This is a genomic window from Pantoea sp. X-Soil-TKNS-1279 (genome assembly GCF_059730565.1).
In genome coordinates this window covers 3,227,521-3,244,757 of the sequence record NZ_AP035948.1, presented here as the reverse complement: position 1 = coordinate 3,244,757, position 17,237 = coordinate 3,227,521, and the positions used below count along the sequence as shown (strand labels likewise).

The following is a 17,237-nucleotide window of genomic DNA, read 5'->3' as shown; positions in this document are numbered from 1 at the left end:
GCTCTAAGGCCTCTGTCTTTAATAGGCAGTATTGATCTTCTTTGAACTCCCAGAGCGAAGGGCATTTTGCGCAACAAAGTGAGTCGGAGCAACTTATATAGCAAGATTTGCGCAATTTTCAGGCAAATACTAAGACTCATAAATTCTGCGCAAACGGTTTCGTAACCGGTGCCGTTTCTCTATAATACGCCCCGTTTTCCCTGTTGCGCCCAATGAAGCGTCGCCCGGCGCTTCGAAGACGAGAGATCTTTAATGATGGAAATTCTGCGTGGTTCGCCCGCCCTGTCGGCATTTCGTGTAAACAAACTGCTGACCCGCTTTCAGGACGCTCATCTGCCGGTGAGTGATATTTACGCCGAGTACGTCCATTTTGCCGATGTCAGCGCGCCGCTGAGTGCGGATGAAAAAGCCCGCCTGCAACGTCTGCTGAAATACGGTCCGTCTCTCGCCGAGCATGCGCCACAAGGGCGTCTGTTGCTGGTGACGCCGCGTCCAGGCACCATTTCACCCTGGTCTTCCAAAGCGACCGACATCGCTCACAACTGCGATCTGCCGCAGGTGCTCCGTCTGGAGCGCGGTATGGCGTTCTACGTACAGGCACCTGAACTGACCGAAGCACAGTGGCAAACTCTCGCCAGCCTGCTGCATGACCGCATGATGGAGACGGTGTATGGCGATCTCAACGATGCGCAGCAGCTGTTTGTGCACCATGAACCGCAACCACTGAAAAGCGTGGATGTGCTGGGTGGTGGTCGTCAGGCGCTGGAGCAGGCCAACACGACGCTGGGGCTGGCACTGGCCGATGACGAAATCGACTATCTGCTGGATGCCTTCACTAAACTGGGCCGCAACCCGAACGACATTGAACTCTATATGTTCGCGCAGGCGAACTCAGAGCATTGCCGTCACAAAATTTTCAACGCCGACTGGATTATCGACGGTGAAAAACAGCCGAAATCGCTGTTTAAAATGATCAAAAACACCTTCGAACAAACCCCGGATCATGTGCTGTCTGCTTATAAAGACAACGCAGCGGTGATGGAAGGTTCTGAAGTCGGCCGCTACTACGCCGATGCTGAAAAAGGTGAATACAACTTCCATCAGGAAGAAGCCCATATCCTGATGAAAGTAGAAACTCATAACCACCCGACGGCGATTTCGCCGTGGCCGGGTGCCGCGACCGGTTCCGGTGGCGAAATCCGTGACGAAGGTGCAACCGGTCGTGGCGCGAAGCCAAAAGCGGGCTTGGTGGGCTTCTCCGTTTCCAACCTGCGTATTCCGGGCTTTGAACAGCCGTGGGAAGAAGATTTCGGTAAACCAGACCGTATCGTCACCGCGCTGGATATCATGACCGAAGGCCCGTTGGGCGGCGCAGCATTTAACAACGAATTCGGTCGTCCGGCCTTGAACGGCTACTTCCGTACGTATGAAGAACGTGTTAACAGCCACAACGGTGAAGAGCTGCGTGGCTACCACAAGCCCATCATGCTGGCGGGCGGTATTGGTAATATCCGTGCCGACCATGTCCAGAAAGGCGAGATCGTTGTTGGTGCCAAGCTGATTGTACTGGGTGGCCCGGCGATGAACATCGGTCTGGGTGGTGGTGCGGCATCGTCGATGGCTTCTGGCCAGTCTGATGCCGACCTCGACTTCGCTTCCGTTCAGCGTGACAACCCGGAAATGGAACGTCGCTGCCAGGAAGTGATCGACCGCTGCTGGCAGTTGGGTGAAGCTAACCCGATTCTTTTTATCCACGACGTTGGCGCGGGCGGTCTGTCTAACGCCATGCCGGAGCTGGTGAGCGATGGTGGCCGTGGTGGACGCTTCAATCTGCGTGATGTGCTGAGCGATGAGCCAGGCATGAGCCCGCTGGAAGTGTGGTGTAACGAATCGCAGGAACGTTATGTGCTGGCGGTTGCACCAGACAAATTGCCGCTGTTTGATGAACTGTGCAAACGCGAGCGCGCACCTTACGCGGTGATTGGTGAAGCCACTGAAGAACAGCATCTGAGCCTCGCCGACAGCCATTTCGATAACAAACCGATCGACATGCCGCTCGACGTGCTGCTGGGTAAAACGCCGAAGATGACGCGTGACGTAGTCCGTCAGCAGGCACAAGGCGAAGCGTTGCAGCGTGACGGCATCACCATTGCCGATGCGGTAAACCGCGTGCTGCACCTGCCGACAGTGGCCGAGAAAACCTTCCTTGTCACCATTGGCGACCGTACCGTGACCGGTATGGTGGCGCGTGACCAGATGGTTGGTCCGTGGCAGATCCCGGTTGCTAACTGTGCAGTGACGACGGCCAGCCTCGACAGTTACTACGGTGAAGCTTTCGCCCTGGGCGAACGCGCGCCAGTGGCGTTGCTCGACTTCGCAGCTTCGGGCCGTCTGGCGGTGGGTGAAGCGCTGACTAACCTGGCGGCCACGGCAATCGGTTCGCTGAAGCGCGTTAAGCTCTCTGCGAACTGGATGTCGGCTGCTGGTCATCCGGGTGAAGATGCCGGTCTGTATGAAGCGGTGAAAGCGGTGGGTGAAGAACTTTGCCCGGCGCTGGGTATCACCATCCCGGTGGGTAAAGACTCCATGTCGATGAAAACCCGCTGGCAGCAAGGCAATGAACAACGCGAAATGACTTCACCGCTGTCGCTGGTGATCACCGCGTTTGCCCGCGTTGAAGACGTGCGTCGTACCGTCACCCCGCAGCTACAGGCGGACAAAGACAACCTGCTGTTACTGGTGGACCTCGGCAACGGTGCCAACACCCTGGGCGCGACTGTGCTGTCACAGGTTTATCGTCAACTGGGCGACAAACCGGCCGACGTGCGCGATGCACAGCAACTGGCTGGCTTCTTCAACGCCATTCAGGCGCTGGTGGCAGAGCAGAAACTGCTGGCCTACCATGACCGTTCCGACGGCGGTCTGCTGGTGACGCTGGCTGAGATGGCGTTTACCGGCCACTGCGGTGTTGAGGCGGATATCGCCGCACTGGGCAGCGATGCGCTGGCCGCGCTGTTTACCGAAGAGTTGGGGGCGGTGGTTCAGATCAATGCAGCCGATCGCGATGCAGTGCTGAAGACCTTCGCTGACCACGGTCTGGCGACCAACGTACATGTGATTGGTCAGGCGCTGCCGGGCGATCGCTTTGTTATCCGTTCTGGTGAGCACGCGGTGTACAGCGAAAGCCGTACCACGCTGCGTACCTGGTGGGCAGAAACCACCTGGCAGATGCAACGCCTACGTGATAACCCGGCCTGTGCCGATCAGGAACACGACGCGAAGAAAAACGACAACGATCCGGGCCTGAACGTCCATCTGACCTTCAAACCAGAAGAAGATGTGGCAGCACCGATGATCGCCACCGGTGCACGCCCACGCGTCGCCGTGCTGCGTGAGCAGGGTGTGAACTCGCACGTTGAAATGGCAGCCGCGTTCCATCGTGCTGGTTTCACCGCCGTTGACGTCCATATGAGCGATCTGCTGGCGGGCCGTCGCGGTCTGGAAGAGTTTCACGCGCTGGTGGCTTGTGGCGGCTTCTCCTACGGTGACGTGCTGGGTGCCGGTGAAGGCTGGGCGAAATCGATTCTGTTCAACAGCCGCGTGCGCGATGAGTTTGAAAACTTCTTCCATCGTCCACAGACGCTGGCGCTGGGCGTGTGTAACGGTTGCCAGATGATGTCCAACCTGCGCGAGCTGGTGCCGGGCAGCGAACTGTGGCCACGCTTTGTACGTAACCAGTCAGAACGTTTTGAAGCGCGCTTCAGCCTGGTGGAAGTTGCTGCCAGCCCGTCGCTGCTGCTGGATGGTATGGCCGGTTCGCGTATGCCGATCGCCGTGTCGCACGGTGAAGGTTTTGTTGAAGTGCGTGATGGTGCCCATCTGGCCGCGCTGGAAAGCAAAGGTCTGGTGGCGCTGCGCTTCGTCGACAACTTCGGTAAGGTGACGGAAACCTATCCGGCCAACCCGAATGGCTCGCCGAACGGTATCACCGCCGTGACCAACGAAAGCGGTCGCGTCACCATTATGATGCCGCACCCGGAGCGCGTATTCCGTACCGTGAGCAATTCCTGGCACCCGGCAGAGTGGGGCGAGGACAGCCCGTGGATGCGTATTTTCCGCAACGCACGTAAGCAGTTGGGTTAACCGCACCGCTTGTAGCAGCGCAATTTATCGTGCATCAGGGGCGTCCATCAGGGCGCCCTTTTTTATTGAATGTCGGAAAATGGCGACACCGCTACGGTTATCATGTCGCCAAAAAGTGACATTTAACTCATTGATATTATTAGTGGTAATTTTTACCCCTGAAACCCGTTGCTAATTAGCGACACTTTACCGGACCGGACGGTAAAAATTTCCCGCCAGTCGGACATTCACTCGGGCATTTGTCTGATAATAAACACTATTTTATTTTTGGCACGATACTTGCTATAATCTTTGCGTTGCTCATTCTCCTGCTTATGATTGCCCCGCATTGCGGTTGAGCTCATAAAAACTGAATGACGCACCAAACGGTGCCTGCCGTCCACCCAACCGATAATCGCTTGCTTTGCAACGTTATCAAGCATCGGACGTAACGTTGAGTTAGGCACCACCTTATTCCTGCGCGAGGCATTCGGCGTCGCGCTTAACGGCAGGCATCGCGCCTGCCGTTTTCTTATCTGTACTTTCTTCCGCTGTCAGACTCCGCTAGCATTCCTCAGTCAAATTTTAAGGAAATCTGTTGTGAAGAGATGGCGTCTGTTTCCCCGATCGTTGCGTCAACTGGTGTTGATGGCGTTCCTGCTGGTGCTGCTGCCCTTGTTGGTGCTGGCCTGGCAGGCATGGGAAAGCCTTTCGGCGCTGAGTAATCAGGCTGCGGATACCAATCGCAACACCTTTACCGATGTGCGTCGAAGCGAAGCGATGGCACGTACGGCCATCGAACTCGAACGCAGCTATCGGCAATATTGTGTGCTGGGTGACGAGACCCTGGCCCATTTGTACCAGTCGCAGCGGGTGCGCTACGACCAGATGCTGAGTAGCCACGCGGCCAGCCTGCCGGAGTTACCCGCGTTCAAAGTCTTATCCGCGACACTGCCACAGCTGGAAACGCTGCAATGCACTAATGGCAATCCGGCAGCCCCCGCTGCGGCGGCGTTGGAACGTTTCTCCGATACTAATGCGCAGATGGTCCAGGCCACACGCGAAGTGGTCTTTTCCCGTGGTCTGCAATTGCAGCGAGAAATTGCCGATCGCGGTCAGTTTTTTGGCTGGCAGGCACTGATATTGTTTCTGATCAGTCTGGCATTGGTGCTGCTGTTTACCGGGATGATTATTGGTCCGGTCAAGCGCGTCGAACGTATGATCAACCGGCTGGGCGAAGGGAAAGCGCTGGGCGACAGTGTCAGCTTTGGTGGCCCGCGAGAAATCCGCTCCCTCGGCCAACGGATCGTATGGTTAAGCGAACGCCTTAGCTGGCTGGAGACGCAGCGGCATGAGTTTCTACGCCACCTGTCACATGAGCTGAAAACACCGCTTGCCAGCCTGCGTGAGGGTACGGAGCTGCTGGCCGATCAGGTGGCCGGTCCATTGAACAGTGAGCAGCAGGAAGTGGTGGCGATCCTCGATACCAGCAGTCGTCATCTGCAACGCCTGATTGAGCAATTGCTGGACTACAACCGCAAACTGGCGGATGGCCCAATGGCGCTGGAAACGGTGGCGCTGGATAGCATCATCGATACCGTGGTGAAGGCACATTCATTGCCCGCCCATGCCCGGCAGATGAATACCCACGTTGATTTGCAGGTGAACCATTGCCTGGCGGAAACCACCCTGTTGCAACGGGTGATCGATAACCTGTATTCGAACGCCGTGAACTACGGTAGCGAATCCGGTAACATCTGGCTGCACAGCCAACAGAAGGGCGATGAGGTGTGGATTGAGGTGGCAAACACCGGCACACCCATTCCGGCTGAGGAGCAGGCGATGATTTTTGAGCCTTTTTATCAGGGCAGCCAGCAGCGCAAAGGGCCAGTTAAAGGCAGCGGGCTGGGCTTAAGCATTGCTAAAGATTGCCTGCGCAGGATGCAGGGTGATTTGCAATTGGTGACGCGCAAGGATGCGGATGTCTGTTTTCGTATTATTTTGACTACCACCGCCGGGAATGCCTGATCAATGAAATTATCCCTCAGTAACTTACTCGCAGCTGGATTGATGGTCTTTGGCCTGGCGGGCTGCCATGCACCGACCAACAACAGCGCCCTGCGTGAAGATGCAACGCTGCCGGAGCCGCAGGTGCGGCTGCCGGACTATCTGGCAACCGATTGTGGCAACATCTGGCAAATCAATTATCTTGCCGCGATGAATAACCCTTTGTATTGGCAACGGGCGATTGATTGTGCTGAGCGGCTCTCCCCGGCGGAAGCCCGAGCGGAGGCGCGCCGCTGGCCGGTGCAAAGCTGGTCACGCGCCTTTAAGCAGGGCGTATTGCTGGCGAATGGCAACGTGACGCCTCAGGAGCGCCGTGATTATGTGGAGACGCTGGATAGCTATAGCACCGCGTTTCCTGCTGCCGTTCGTCCACTGATTCAATTGTGGCGCAGCAATCAGGCCGCGCAGCTTGAACTGAGCGAGGCGCGAGGCCGCTATACGCGTCTGCAACAGAGCAGCGACGCTGAACTGGATAGCCTGCGTCAGCAGCAACGCACGCTGCGTAAATCGCTGGATGACACGCAACACAAGCTGGAGCGTCTGACTGATATCGAGCGCCAGTTGTCCTCGCGTAAGGCACCCGACAGCAGCGACAGTGCCCACAGCAGCAGTACCAATGAGGAGCAGCCCTAATGAAACAGGCCGCACGATTATTGCTGGTGGATGACGATCCTGGTTTACTCAAGCTGTTGGGAATGCGTTTGAGCAGTGAAGGCTATCAGGTAGCGACTGCGGCCTCCGGCCCGGAGGCGTTACGCCATCTGCAAAAAGAGAAGGTCGATCTGGTAATTAGCGATCTGCGGATGGATGAGATGGATGGTCTGGCGCTGTTTGGCGAAATTCAGAAGCGTCATGCGGGGTTGCCCGTCATCATCCTGACCGCGCATGGCTCGATCCCGGAAGCCGTCTCAGCCACCCAGCAGGGGGTATTCAGTTTCCTCACCAAACCGGTGGATCGTGACGCGCTGTATAAAGCCATTGATGAGGCGCTGGCACAACGCGCCCCGGCCAGCGATGACAGTTGGCGGGAAGCGATCGTGACACGTAACCCGTTGATGTTGCGACTGCTGGAACAGGCACATATGGTGGCGCAATCTGACGTCAGCATTTTGATCAACGGCCAGAGCGGTACGGGTAAAGAGGTGCTGGCGCAGGCGATTCATGCCGCCAGCCCGCGTGCCAGCAAACCCTTTATCGCCATCAACTGCGGGGCATTGCCGGAACAATTGCTGGAATCGGAGCTATTCGGCCACGCCAAAGGCGCATTTACCGGGGCGGTGAGCGCGCGTGAAGGGTTATTTCAGGCGGCGGAAGGCGGTACGCTGTTCCTTGATGAAATTGGTGATATGCCGCAGGCATTGCAGGTTAAGCTGCTGCGGGTGTTGCAGGAACGTAAAGTGCGCCCGCTCGGTAGCAACAATGATGTCAGTATCAATGTGCGGATCATTTCCGCCACCCATCGTGATCTGCCCAAAGCGATGGAAAAGAAGAGTTTCCGCGAAGATCTTTACTATCGCCTCAACGTGGTGAATCTGAAGATCCCGGCGCTGCACGAACGTGCCGAGGATATTCCGCTGCTGGCGAATCATCTGCTGCGCCAGGCTGCCGATCGCCATAAACCTTTTGTGCGCAGTTTCTCGGTGGATGCCATGAAACGCCTGGTGGGTGCAAGCTGGCCGGGCAATGTGCGTCAGTTGGTGAACGTGATCGAGCAATGCGTGGCGTTGAGTACCTCGCCGGTGATTGGCGATGCGCTGGTGGAGCAGGCGCTGGCGGGTGAAAATACGGCACTGCCGACCTTTGTCGAAGCGCGTAACCAGTTTGAGCTGAATTATCTGCGCAAGCTGCTACAAATGACCAAAGGAAATGTGACCAATGCGGCGCGTCTGGCTGGACGCAACCGCACTGAATTCTATAAGCTGCTGTCGCGCCATGAACTGGACGCCAGCGATTTTAAAGAGTAGCTTGCTGCGGCTGCGGCAGAAACACTTATACTATCTGTTACCCGTCCGGCCACGGAGGGAGTGAAAAAAGGATCTGTCATGAAAAAGATCGATGCAATTATCAAACCATTCAAACTCGATGATGTACGTGAGGCGTTAGCCGAAGTTGGCATCACCGGGATGACGGTCAGCGAAGTGAAAGGTTTTGGTCGTCAGAAAGGTCACACCGAGCTGTATCGCGGTGCTGAGTATATGGTCGACTTTCTGCCGAAAGTAAAAATCGAAATGGTGGTGGGCGACGATATCGTTGATACCTGCGTTGAAACCATCATGAAAACCGCGCAGACCGGCAAGATCGGCGACGGTAAAATCTTTGTCTTCGATGTTGCGCGTGTGGTGCGTATCCGTACCGGCGAAGAGGACGAAGAGGCGATCTAAGCCCCTCGAATTGCTGAAAAGCCCGCAATGTTCCGCGTTGCGGGCTTTTTTATTGCAGGATTTACAACACCTTATGCGGGCCAAATACCTCGTAATGAATACGATCCGCATCGATGCCGGCATCCAGCAACTGGCGAGCGACAAACTGCATAAACGCCAGCGGGCCACACAGCCAGAACTGACGGTCTGCCTCGCCCAGAGCGGCAGAAGCGGAGCCTAAATCCATCAATCCCGCCGCATCGTAACGCCCCGTCTCTTCGGCAGCGGGCTGGCGATACCAGATATGGCTGGCAAAATGCGGCAGGCGGCTGCCCAACGCTTTGACTTCTTCAACAAACGCATGTTGTTTGCCATCTTCCGCCGCATGCAGCCAGTTAACTGCCGCCGGATGCGTCTGTGCAGCCAACGTGGCGAGCATTGCCAGCATTGGCGTTTGACCGACACCCGCCGAGATCAGCGTGACGGGTGTGGTCGGTGTCACTTGCAGGAAGAAATCACCCGCCGGTGCCGCGCACTGCACCACATCACCGACTTTTGCCCGATCGTGCAGCCAGCCGGACACCGTGCCCAGATCTTCACGTTTCACCGCAATGCGGTAGCACTGACCATTTGGCTGATGCGTCAAGGAGTACTGGCGGTGTTGCAGATTTCCTGTGCTGTCCGGGCGCAGACTGATCGCCAGATACTGACCTGGCAAGAAATCTGCCACTGCCTCGCCATCGACGGGGGCCAGTTCGAAACTTTTAATCACGCTGCTTTGCTGCTGAATGGCGCGGATGCGGAAATCACGCGCGCCACGCCAGCCGCCGATTTTCGCCTCTGACGTGCGATAAAGGGTTTCTTCACGCTGGATAAACACCTCAGCCAATACCCCATAGGCTTTACCCCAGGCCTGTAAGACTTCCTCGCCGGGGTTCAGCAGTTCCTGAATGGTCGCCAGCAGATTCTCACCCACGATAGCGTACTGCTCCGGCTGAATATTCAGGCTGACGTGCTTCTGGGCGATTTTTTCGACCGCGGGCAACAACACCGCAAGGTTCTCCAGATTGGCGCCGTAAGCACAGATGGCATTGAACAGCGCTTCACGCTGATTACCGCTGCGCTGGTTGTTCATGTTGAACACGTCTTTGAGTTCCGGGTGCTGCGTCAGCATTCGCTGATAGAAATGGCCGGTGAGCTGGGGGCCTAATTGGGCAATGGCGGGCAGGGTCGATTTAACGGTAGCGATGGTTTGCGCGTCGAGCATGGTGAATCCTCATGGCAATTTAAAAGATGTATTTTAAATGCATCTTATGATCCAGGCGCAGGGGTTGTAAATCCCCCTGATCGTTGCGGGATCTTTCGCCTGCTCTGGAATCCGCCTCGCAAACCTGAAATTTTTTCCGCTTCATGCTGAGGAAATATCGTGATTCACAGGGTTGCAAAAATGCGTAAAAAACCCGTTCCAGCGCCTTGCCAATCGTTTGCGTAAAAAGAAAGGATTGCGGCTACCGTCACCTGCCAAAACGGTTTACACTGTTGGCCTTCGCCCCTTAGCGGGGCTTAAACTGCCGTTAAAAAAGTTAGCTGAGTCAGGAGATGCGGATGTTAAAGCGTGATATGAACATTGCCGATTATGATGCCGAGTTGTGGCAGGCGATGGAGCAAGAGAAAGTGCGTCAGGAAGAGCACATTGAACTGATTGCTTCTGAAAACTACACCAGCCCACGCGTTATGCAGGCGCAAGGTTCACAGCTCACCAATAAATACGCGGAAGGGTATCCGGGCAAACGCTACTACGGCGGATGTGAATACGTAGATATCGTTGAACAGCTGGCTATCGATCGCGCCAAAGCGCTGTTTGGCGCAGATTACGCTAACGTACAGCCGCACTCCGGTTCTCAGGCTAACTTTGCGGTGTACACCGCGTTGCTGCAACCGGGCGATACCATTCTGGGTATGAACCTGGCGCACGGTGGTCACCTGACTCACGGTTCTCCGGTTAACCTGTCCGGTAAACTGTATAACGTGGTGCCATACGGCATCGATGAAACCGGTAAAATCGACTACAACGAACTGGCTGAACTGGCGAAAACCCATAAGCCGAAAATGATCGTTGGCGGTTTCTCGGCATACTCTGGTGTGGTTGACTGGGCAAAAATGCGTGAAATCGCTGACAGCGTTGACGCCTGGCTGTTCGTTGACATGGCTCACGTTGCTGGCCTGATCGCTGCTGACGTCTATCCGAACCCGGTTCCGCATGCACACATCGTAACCTCAACCACCCATAAAACCCTGGCGGGTCCGCGTGGCGGCTTGATCCTGGCGAAAAACGGTGACGAAGAGCTGTACAAAAAACTGAACTCCGCGGTGTTCCCGGGTGGTCAGGGTGGCCCGCTGATGCACGTTATCGCTGGTAAAGCGGTTGCGTTCAAAGAAGCGATGGAGCCTGAGTTCAAAACTTACCAGCAGCAAGTAGCCAAAAACGCCAAAGCGATGGTGGAAGTGCTGCTGGAGCGCGGTTACAACATCGTTTCTGGTGGCACCTACAACCACCTGTTCCTGATTGACCTGGTGAGCAAAAACCTGACCGGTAAAGAAGCGGATGCCGCGCTTGGCCGTGCCAACATCACCGTCAACAAAAACAGCGTGCCGAACGATCCGAAAAGCCCGTTTGTGACCTCTGGTATCCGTATCGGTACCCCGGCGGTAACCCGTCGTGGCTTTAAAGAAGCGGAAGTGCGTGAACTGGCAGGCTGGATTGCTGACGTGCTGGACAACATCAACGACGAAGCCACCATCGAACGTACCAAACAGAAAGTGCTGGATATCTGCGCACGTCTGCCGGTTTATGCCTGATAAGGCCTGAGTTCGAACCGATAGAAAGGATGGCGTTAAGCCATCCTTTTTTTATGCCTTGTGAATGACATCCGTGGTCGCGGCGCGATTTATCGCGCAGGTTAACATCACAGAAGACAGCGCGATAAATCTCGCCGCTACAAATGAATACAACTACGCTGGCTTCCATCGACTGTGAACTTTCTTATGCCCCGGATTCAACCGGTGCCAGATGGCAGGCCACGCGCTGCCCCTCCGCTTTGGTCGCCAGCACGGGACGTTCTATGCGACAGCGTTCAGTAACATAAGGACAGCGGGTATGAAAGCGACAGCCCGATGGTGGGGAAAGTGGGCTGGGTAGTTCACCCATCAGGCTAACGTTTTTACCGCGATCGCAGGGATCCATGCTCGGTGCGGCACGCAGCAAGGCCTGGGTGTAAGGATGCAACGGCGTATTGAAAAGCGTTTCCGTATCGGCGACTTCCACCACCTCACCGAGATACATCACCGCCACCCGGTGAGAAATATGCCTGACCAGCCGCAGATCATGGGCGACGAATAACACCGTCAGATTGAGTTTTTGCTGCAAATCCAGCAGCAGGTTAACCACCTGCGCCTGCACCGAAACATCCAGCGCCGACACCAGCTCATCGGCGATCAACACCTGCGGCTCCACAGCCAGCGCGCGGCTGATACCAATGCGTTGACGTTGCCCACCGGAAAATTCATGTGGCAGTTTGTCGATAGCGTCGAGCGGAAGACGAACCAGCGTCATCAATTCACGAATGCGGGCGGGAATCTGCTCTTTGGGACACATGTTGTGTACCGACAGCGCCTCGGTTAGTACCTGTCCGACAGTCATGCGCGGGTTCAGCGAACTGTAGGGATCCTGAAAAATCATCTGCACCTGACGGTTAAAACTACGCCGCGCTTTGCCGCGCAGCGTGGCGATGTCTTTACCATTGAAGTAGATTTTACCTTCATTGGTTTGCAGCAGTCCGACCATTGTTCTTGCCAGCGTTGACTTGCCGCAGCCCGACTCACCCACCACGCCGAGCGTTTCTCCCGGCAGCAGATCCAGCCGGACACCGTTTAGTGCCTGGACAAACTTACGTGGCTTGCCCTGAATTTTTTCGAAGATCGACTGTGCCACCGGAAAGTGCACAATCGCTTCCTCGACGCTGACAATCGGTAGCGCTCGCTGCGCGATCACTTCACTCATTTCCGACCCCTTCCGGCAACCTCAGGTTCGCGTGATGATGACAGGCAACCTGATGATGTGGATTTATCACCTCAGACGCAGGCAGTTGCCTGAGACAAACGTCAGTTTTATAACGACAACGTGGGCTGAAGCTACATCCCGCTGGCAGATCGAGCAGGGAAGGGGGGGTGCCCTCAATCGACAGCAGCGGTTGGCGTTCACCACCATTTTGCGGCACGGAGGCGATCAACCCCTGAGTATATGGATGGCGGGGCTGACGGAAGATCTCCTCTACCGGAGCAGTTTCGACGATCCGTCCCGCGTACATCACCGCCACGCGATCGCATAACTGGGCGACTACGCCAAGGTCGTGGGTGACAAAAATAATCCCCATATCGAGCTGATCGCGCAGATTAAACAACAGGTTGAGGATTTGCTCCTGAATGGTGACATCCAGCGCGGTGGTCGGTTCATCGGCCAGCAGCAGACGTGGATTCCCTGCCAGCGCGATGGCGATCATCACGCGTTGGCGCATCCCACCGGAAAACTGATGCGGGTAATCGTCAAGCCGGAGTTCCGGGGCAGGGATCCCAACCTGCGTCAAAAGCTCAATGGCCCGCTGACGCCGCTGCCTGCGCTTTAAATCGGTGTGCGCGCGCAGGCTTTCCTCAATCTGCCGCCAGACGGTGAGCACCGGGTTCAAGGCAATCATCGGTTCCTGGAAAATCATGGCAATCTCCCCCCCACGAATGTTGCGCAGCTCGGCAGCTTTCATGGTTGAGATTTCACGTCCCTGCCATTTGACGGAGCCGGAAACCTCCGCGCTGCTCGGCATCAGACGCAGCAGCGAACGCAGCGTAACGCTTTTGCCGGAACCGGACTCACCCACTAACCCGAGAATTTCCCCCGGCAGAAGGTTAAAGCTCACCTCCTGAATGGCCCGCAGACTACCGCGAGAAGTATGAATCAGGGTATTGAGTTGATTCACCTCCAGCAAAGGGGATGTTTTACCGGGCATAATTCGCTCTCATGTTTTAACGGCTGCCGGGGCGCAGCCAGTCCGATAGCAGGTCACCAAACAGGCTAAATCCCAGCCCGGTCAGCACGATGGCGATACCGGGGAAGATGGTTATCCACCAGGCGGTGTCCATGAAATTCTTGCCGGAGGCAATCAATACCCCCCATTCGGCTGTCGGTGGCTGCGCACCGAGGCCAAGATAACCGAGGCTGGAGCCGAGCAGAATAGCCAGCGCCATATCCGTCATCCAGTACACCAGCGTGGTGGTGATCACGTTTGGTAGCACATGGCGGAAGATAATCCTTGGCGTGCTGTAGCCCATTACTTTGCCTGCGGCGACGTATTCAAGGCGTTTTTGGATACTGACTTCACCGGCGATAAGTTTGGCGTAAAACACCCAATAAATAATGCCAACGGCGATATACATGCTGTTCAGGCCCGGACCCAGAATCGCGACAATGGCGATCACCAAAACCAGCAGCGGGAAGGTGACCACCGCATCCACGATGCGCTGAAACAGCATTTCGGCAACGCCGCCGAAATAACCCACCAACAGTCCGACCAGGGTGCCAAACAACATCGGAAACAGCGTGGTGAAAAACGCGATTTGCAGGTCGATACGGTACGCGAAGACCACGCGTGAAAAGATATCGCGGCCAAAGTTATCGGTACCAAAAATATGTTGCAGGCTCGGCCCCTTCAGGATCGCGCGGTAATCAAATTTCAGCGGATCGGCGGTGGCAACCAGATGCGGAAAGAACGCCATCAGCAGGCTGAGGGCGAGAATGGCGCAACCCAGCAGCGACGGCCACGGCAGATGCTTTCGCCAATGACGCGTGAGGGAGCGTCGGGCAATCAATTCACTCATCGCGCTCTCCTCGGATCAATCATGACCTGCACGATATCGGTCAGCAGGAAAATCAACGACACCAGCACCGACAGCACGATGACCAGCCCCTGAATCATCGGGTAGTCGCGGCTGAAAATGCTATCAACCATCAGGCGCGCAATGCCGGGCACGGCGAAGACAGTTTCGGTGATCACCGCGCTGCCAATGGTGGTGCCGATATTCAGCGCAAACAGGCTGAGCATCGGGATCAGCGAATTGCGTAACACATGCCGTAGCAACACCACGCGATTGCTAAGACCTTTGGCACGCGCAAAGGTGACATATTCCGCGTCCAGTACCGCGATGATCGAGTTGCGAAGGCTACCAATCAGTACCGAAGTGATGCTGACCGCCAGCGTCATTGCCGGAAGAAACAGATGCCAGAGGCGTTGTCCCCAGCTATCGCCGTAGCCACCGACCGGGAACCAGTGCAACTGGGCGGCGAATACCGTCAGCAGCACCAATCCGATATAAAACGAGGGCATCGACAACGTCACCTGTGACGCGCCGCGAATGGTGATATCGGTGGCGCTGTTGCGTTTGAGGGCAGAGATAAAGGCCAGCGGGATGGCCATCAGCAGCGCAAACAGCGCGGCCATGCCGGTCAACAGCAAGGTCACGGGCAAACGCTCGGCAATGACCGTGGTCACCGGGGCGTGCATGGCATAGGAGTTGCCAAGGTTACCGCTGGCGACCTGGCGTACAAAGAAGACGAACTGTACCGGCAGCGGTTGACTCAATCCCAGCTCTTTATTGATACGCGTGACGTCGGCGTCCGTTGCGCGGTCGCCAATCATCGCGCTGGCAGGATCGCCAGGCAGCAGACGCACGATGGTGAAGGTGACCACCAAAATCACCAGCAGCGTCGGAATAATCAGCAGAATGCGTTTGAAAATATAATTCAGTTCGGTCAACGCGTGCTCCCAAATCCAGCGTACAGGCGCTGTAGCCTACGCGGGTACAGCGCCAGATGCCTGGATTTCACTCGATGTAATAAAGGCGAATTATTTCTTCAGCCAGGTTTCAGTGAAGATGTTATTCCCCAACGGGATCTGGACAAATCCTTCGACATTTTTCTTCAGCGCCACCGGATAGGAGCTTTCATACAGCGGGATGGTGGGGCCGGTGCTGTTGTAGATATCCTGGATGCGTTTGTATTCTTCGGCACGTTTCACTGGATTAGTTTCCTGCTGCGAAGCTTCAAACAGCGTGTCTAATTCATCACTCTTCCAGCCGGAATGCAGTGCCTGAATATTCTTCGAATACGCGTAGTAGGAGGTGATCTCGTTGGGGTCAGCGATGTCATCGGTCCACGGACCAATACGGGTGCTGAAATTCCCCTTACGATAGTTGGCGTTCAGCGTGGCGTTATCCATCTGGTTAATGGTCAGTTTGACGCCAATCTGTGCCCACATCTGTTGCAGGCCGGTCGCGATGCTCAGGCTGTCTTCATTACCCGCCAGAATATTCATGCTGGTGCTAAAGCCATCCGGGTAACCGGCTTCTTTCATCAGCGCCTGCGCTTTCTCAACATCCACGGGCCACAACGGCTTGGTGCCCGAGTTGAGTGGCGTGGAGGTCGACATAAACGAGGTCATTGGTTTGCCGAGTCCAAAGGTCACCAGTTGGATGATGCCTTCTTTGTCGGTGGCGTAGTTCAGCGCTTCACGCACTTTGGGATTCGCCAGTGGGTTCGGCTTGCCATCTATCTCCGGGCGCGCGTTCACGCTGGCGACTTCCACGCGGGTGGAGGGGAACAACGCCATATTTATTGCCGGATTTCCCTGCAACTCTTTAACGCGTGAGTAAGGGATAAACTCGGCACCGTCCAGTTCACCGGATTGCAGCTTCAGGATGCGTGTCGCATCGTCGGGGATGATTTCGAACTTGATGCTGTCGAGGTAGGGCAGCGCTTTGCCGTCAGCGCCTTTCTCCCAATAGTACGGGTTGCGTACCAGCGTCATGGTGGAGTTATGTTGCCATGACTTGAGGATAAACGGACCAGAACCCACCGGATGCTCGGCAAACGCCGCGGCTTTGTCGTGGTCAGTCGCGCCGGGTTCCGCTTCGAACAATTTCTCCGGCATGATCGCGGTGTTGAACACTGTCAGCGCGGTGAGAATGGCGGGATCGGTATGCGACAGATGGATCACCACGGTATGCGGATCGCTGATGGTGACGTTAGCGATGGCGCTCACCAGAAATTGCCACACGCCATTACCCGGTTTGGCTGCTCGCTCCAGTGACCATTTCACGTCTTCAGCGGTGATCGGTGAACCATCAGAAAATTTGGTGTCAGGACGCAGAGTCAGGGTCAGGCTTTTACCATCCTCCGACAGCTTCCACGCGGTAGCCAGGCCCGGTCGAATGCCTTTGCCATCGTTAGTCGGCAGCAGCAGGGTGTCGTAGAGGTTAGAGAGAATCCAGATATCGTTATTGCTTTCGTTCAGGATAGGTTCGAGGAAATTACTGTCAGCGTAGCGACCATAGATCAGGGTACCGCCGCGCTGTACTACCTCCGCCGCCTGAGCCGCCAGGGTACTGAATGCACCCGCTGCCAGTAAGGCGATTAACGTTAATTTAGGCATAACTTTCATGACCTTGCCCCTCTGTTTGTAAGTCAGAAAAATGTTTGTCAGGCCCTCAAATGCCCCCCGAAAACTGCGGAGAGCGGAGCCGGCAAAAATGGCGGTAATGATTGTGTTCTAGTTAACTGGTACGATAATTGATGTATTGCTCACA

The 17,237-nt window shown here is 55.9% G+C and carries 13 protein-coding genes; 6 read left to right on the top strand and 7 right to left on the bottom strand.

From position 1 onward, the window contains the following. Positions 1-252 precede the first annotated feature (252 nt). Positions 253-4,143, top strand: coding sequence for a phosphoribosylformylglycinamidine synthase (gene purL / locus AC6I8N_RS15150; protein WP_497829394.1), 3,891 nt, complete (start codon positions 253-255; stop codon positions 4,141-4,143). A gap of 227 nt (positions 4,144-4,370) precedes the next feature. Here the strand turns inward: purL and AC6I8N_RS15145 are convergent, their stop codons facing one another. Further along, positions 4,371-4,589 (bottom strand): hypothetical protein, encoded by a 219-nt coding sequence (locus AC6I8N_RS15145; protein WP_152521885.1) that lies wholly within the window; start codon positions 4,587-4,589, stop codon positions 4,371-4,373. A gap of 133 nt (positions 4,590-4,722) precedes the next feature. On the opposite strand from AC6I8N_RS15145, the gene AC6I8N_RS15140 reads away from it, so the two are divergent. The 4 genes from AC6I8N_RS15140 to glnB all read left to right on the top strand — a co-directional run bounded on the left by AC6I8N_RS15140 (position 4,723) and on the right by glnB (position 8,570). Then, the gene (locus AC6I8N_RS15140; RefSeq protein ID WP_021184372.1) at positions 4,723-6,150 is read left to right on the top strand and encodes a sensor histidine kinase; all 1,428 of its coding nucleotides are present in this window, start codon (positions 4,723-4,725) and stop codon (positions 6,148-6,150) included. Between the two features lie 3 nt (positions 6,151-6,153). Next, positions 6,154-6,822: a two-component system QseEF-associated lipoprotein QseG gene (gene qseG / locus AC6I8N_RS15135; RefSeq protein WP_497829393.1), complete on the top strand. Its 669-nt coding sequence runs from the start codon at positions 6,154-6,156 to the stop codon at positions 6,820-6,822. Continuing rightward, entirely contained in the window at positions 6,822-8,153 is a 1,332-nt protein-coding gene (glrR, locus tag AC6I8N_RS15130; RefSeq protein WP_021184370.1) for a two-component system response regulator GlrR, read from the top strand. Before qseG ends, glrR begins: the two co-directional genes overlap by 1 nt. A 78-nt stretch (positions 8,154-8,231) precedes the next feature. Further along, positions 8,232-8,570 (top strand): nitrogen regulatory protein P-II, encoded by a 339-nt coding sequence (gene glnB / locus AC6I8N_RS15125; protein WP_007886217.1) that lies wholly within the window; start codon positions 8,232-8,234, stop codon positions 8,568-8,570. A gap of 61 nt (positions 8,571-8,631) precedes the next feature. Here glnB and hmpA read toward each other — a convergent pair whose 3' ends face one another. After that, positions 8,632-9,816, bottom strand: coding sequence for an NO-inducible flavohemoprotein (gene hmpA / locus AC6I8N_RS15120; protein ID WP_208723800.1), 1,185 nt, complete (start codon positions 9,814-9,816; stop codon positions 8,632-8,634). 338 nt (positions 9,817-10,154) lie between these two features. Between hmpA and glyA the strand changes: the two genes are divergently transcribed. Beyond that, a complete protein-coding gene (gene glyA, locus AC6I8N_RS15115; protein ID WP_013510106.1) occupies positions 10,155-11,408 on the top strand; it encodes a serine hydroxymethyltransferase in 1,254 nt (417 codons plus the stop codon). Between the two features lie 184 nt (positions 11,409-11,592). Here the strand turns inward: glyA and AC6I8N_RS15110 are convergent, their stop codons facing one another. The 5 genes from AC6I8N_RS15110 to AC6I8N_RS15090 all read right to left on the bottom strand — a co-directional run bounded on the left by AC6I8N_RS15110 (position 11,593) and on the right by AC6I8N_RS15090 (position 17,092). After that, entirely contained in the window at positions 11,593-12,609 is a 1,017-nt protein-coding gene (locus AC6I8N_RS15110; RefSeq protein WP_497829392.1) for an ABC transporter ATP-binding protein, read from the bottom strand. Then, positions 12,602-13,606: an ABC transporter ATP-binding protein gene (locus AC6I8N_RS15105; RefSeq protein WP_497829391.1), complete on the bottom strand. Its 1,005-nt coding sequence runs from the start codon at positions 13,604-13,606 to the stop codon at positions 12,602-12,604. The genes AC6I8N_RS15110 and AC6I8N_RS15105 overlap by 8 nt, the downstream gene beginning before the upstream one ends. A gap of 16 nt (positions 13,607-13,622) precedes the next feature. Further along, positions 13,623-14,474 carry an ABC transporter permease gene (locus AC6I8N_RS15100; RefSeq protein WP_497829390.1) on the bottom strand — a complete coding sequence of 284 codons (852 nt, stop codon included), beginning with the start codon at positions 14,472-14,474 and terminating at the stop codon, positions 13,623-13,625. Next, complete coding sequence (locus AC6I8N_RS15095) at positions 14,471-15,409, bottom strand: ABC transporter permease (protein WP_021184365.1); 939 nt, start codon at positions 15,407-15,409, stop codon at positions 14,471-14,473. The genes AC6I8N_RS15100 and AC6I8N_RS15095 overlap by 4 nt, the downstream gene beginning before the upstream one ends. Positions 15,410-15,499: 90 nt before the next feature. Next, positions 15,500-17,092 (bottom strand): ABC transporter substrate-binding protein, encoded by a 1,593-nt coding sequence (locus tag AC6I8N_RS15090; protein WP_497829389.1) that lies wholly within the window; start codon positions 17,090-17,092, stop codon positions 15,500-15,502. Positions 17,093-17,237: the final 145 nt, after the last annotated feature.

What these genes read in the sequence shown, in the direction of transcription:
- purL (WP_497829394.1), top strand. Translation starts at nt 253, where the DNA reads ATGATGGAAATTCTGCGTGGTTCGCCCGCCCTGTCGGCATTTCGTGTA.
- qseG (WP_497829393.1), top strand. Translation starts at nt 6,154, where the DNA reads ATGAAATTATCCCTCAGTAACTTACTCGCAGCTGGATTGATGGTCTTT.
- glrR (WP_021184370.1), top strand. Translation starts at nt 6,822, where the DNA reads ATGAAACAGGCCGCACGATTATTGCTGGTGGATGACGATCCTGGTTTA.
- glnB (WP_007886217.1), top strand. Translation starts at nt 8,232, where the DNA reads ATGAAAAAGATCGATGCAATTATCAAACCATTCAAACTCGATGATGTA.
- hmpA (WP_208723800.1), bottom strand. Translation starts at nt 9,816, where the DNA reads ATGCTCGACGCGCAAACCATCGCTACCGTTAAATCGACCCTGCCCGCC.
- glyA (WP_013510106.1), top strand. Translation starts at nt 10,155, where the DNA reads ATGTTAAAGCGTGATATGAACATTGCCGATTATGATGCCGAGTTGTGG.
- AC6I8N_RS15110 (WP_497829392.1), bottom strand. Translation starts at nt 12,609, where the DNA reads ATGAGTGAAGTGATCGCGCAGCGAGCGCTACCGATTGTCAGCGTCGAG.
- AC6I8N_RS15105 (WP_497829391.1), bottom strand. Translation starts at nt 13,606, where the DNA reads ATGCCCGGTAAAACATCCCCTTTGCTGGAGGTGAATCAACTCAATACC.
- AC6I8N_RS15100 (WP_497829390.1), bottom strand. Translation starts at nt 14,474, where the DNA reads ATGAGTGAATTGATTGCCCGACGCTCCCTCACGCGTCATTGGCGAAAG.
- AC6I8N_RS15090 (WP_497829389.1), bottom strand. Translation starts at nt 17,092, where the DNA reads ATGAAAGTTATGCCTAAATTAACGTTAATCGCCTTACTGGCAGCGGGT.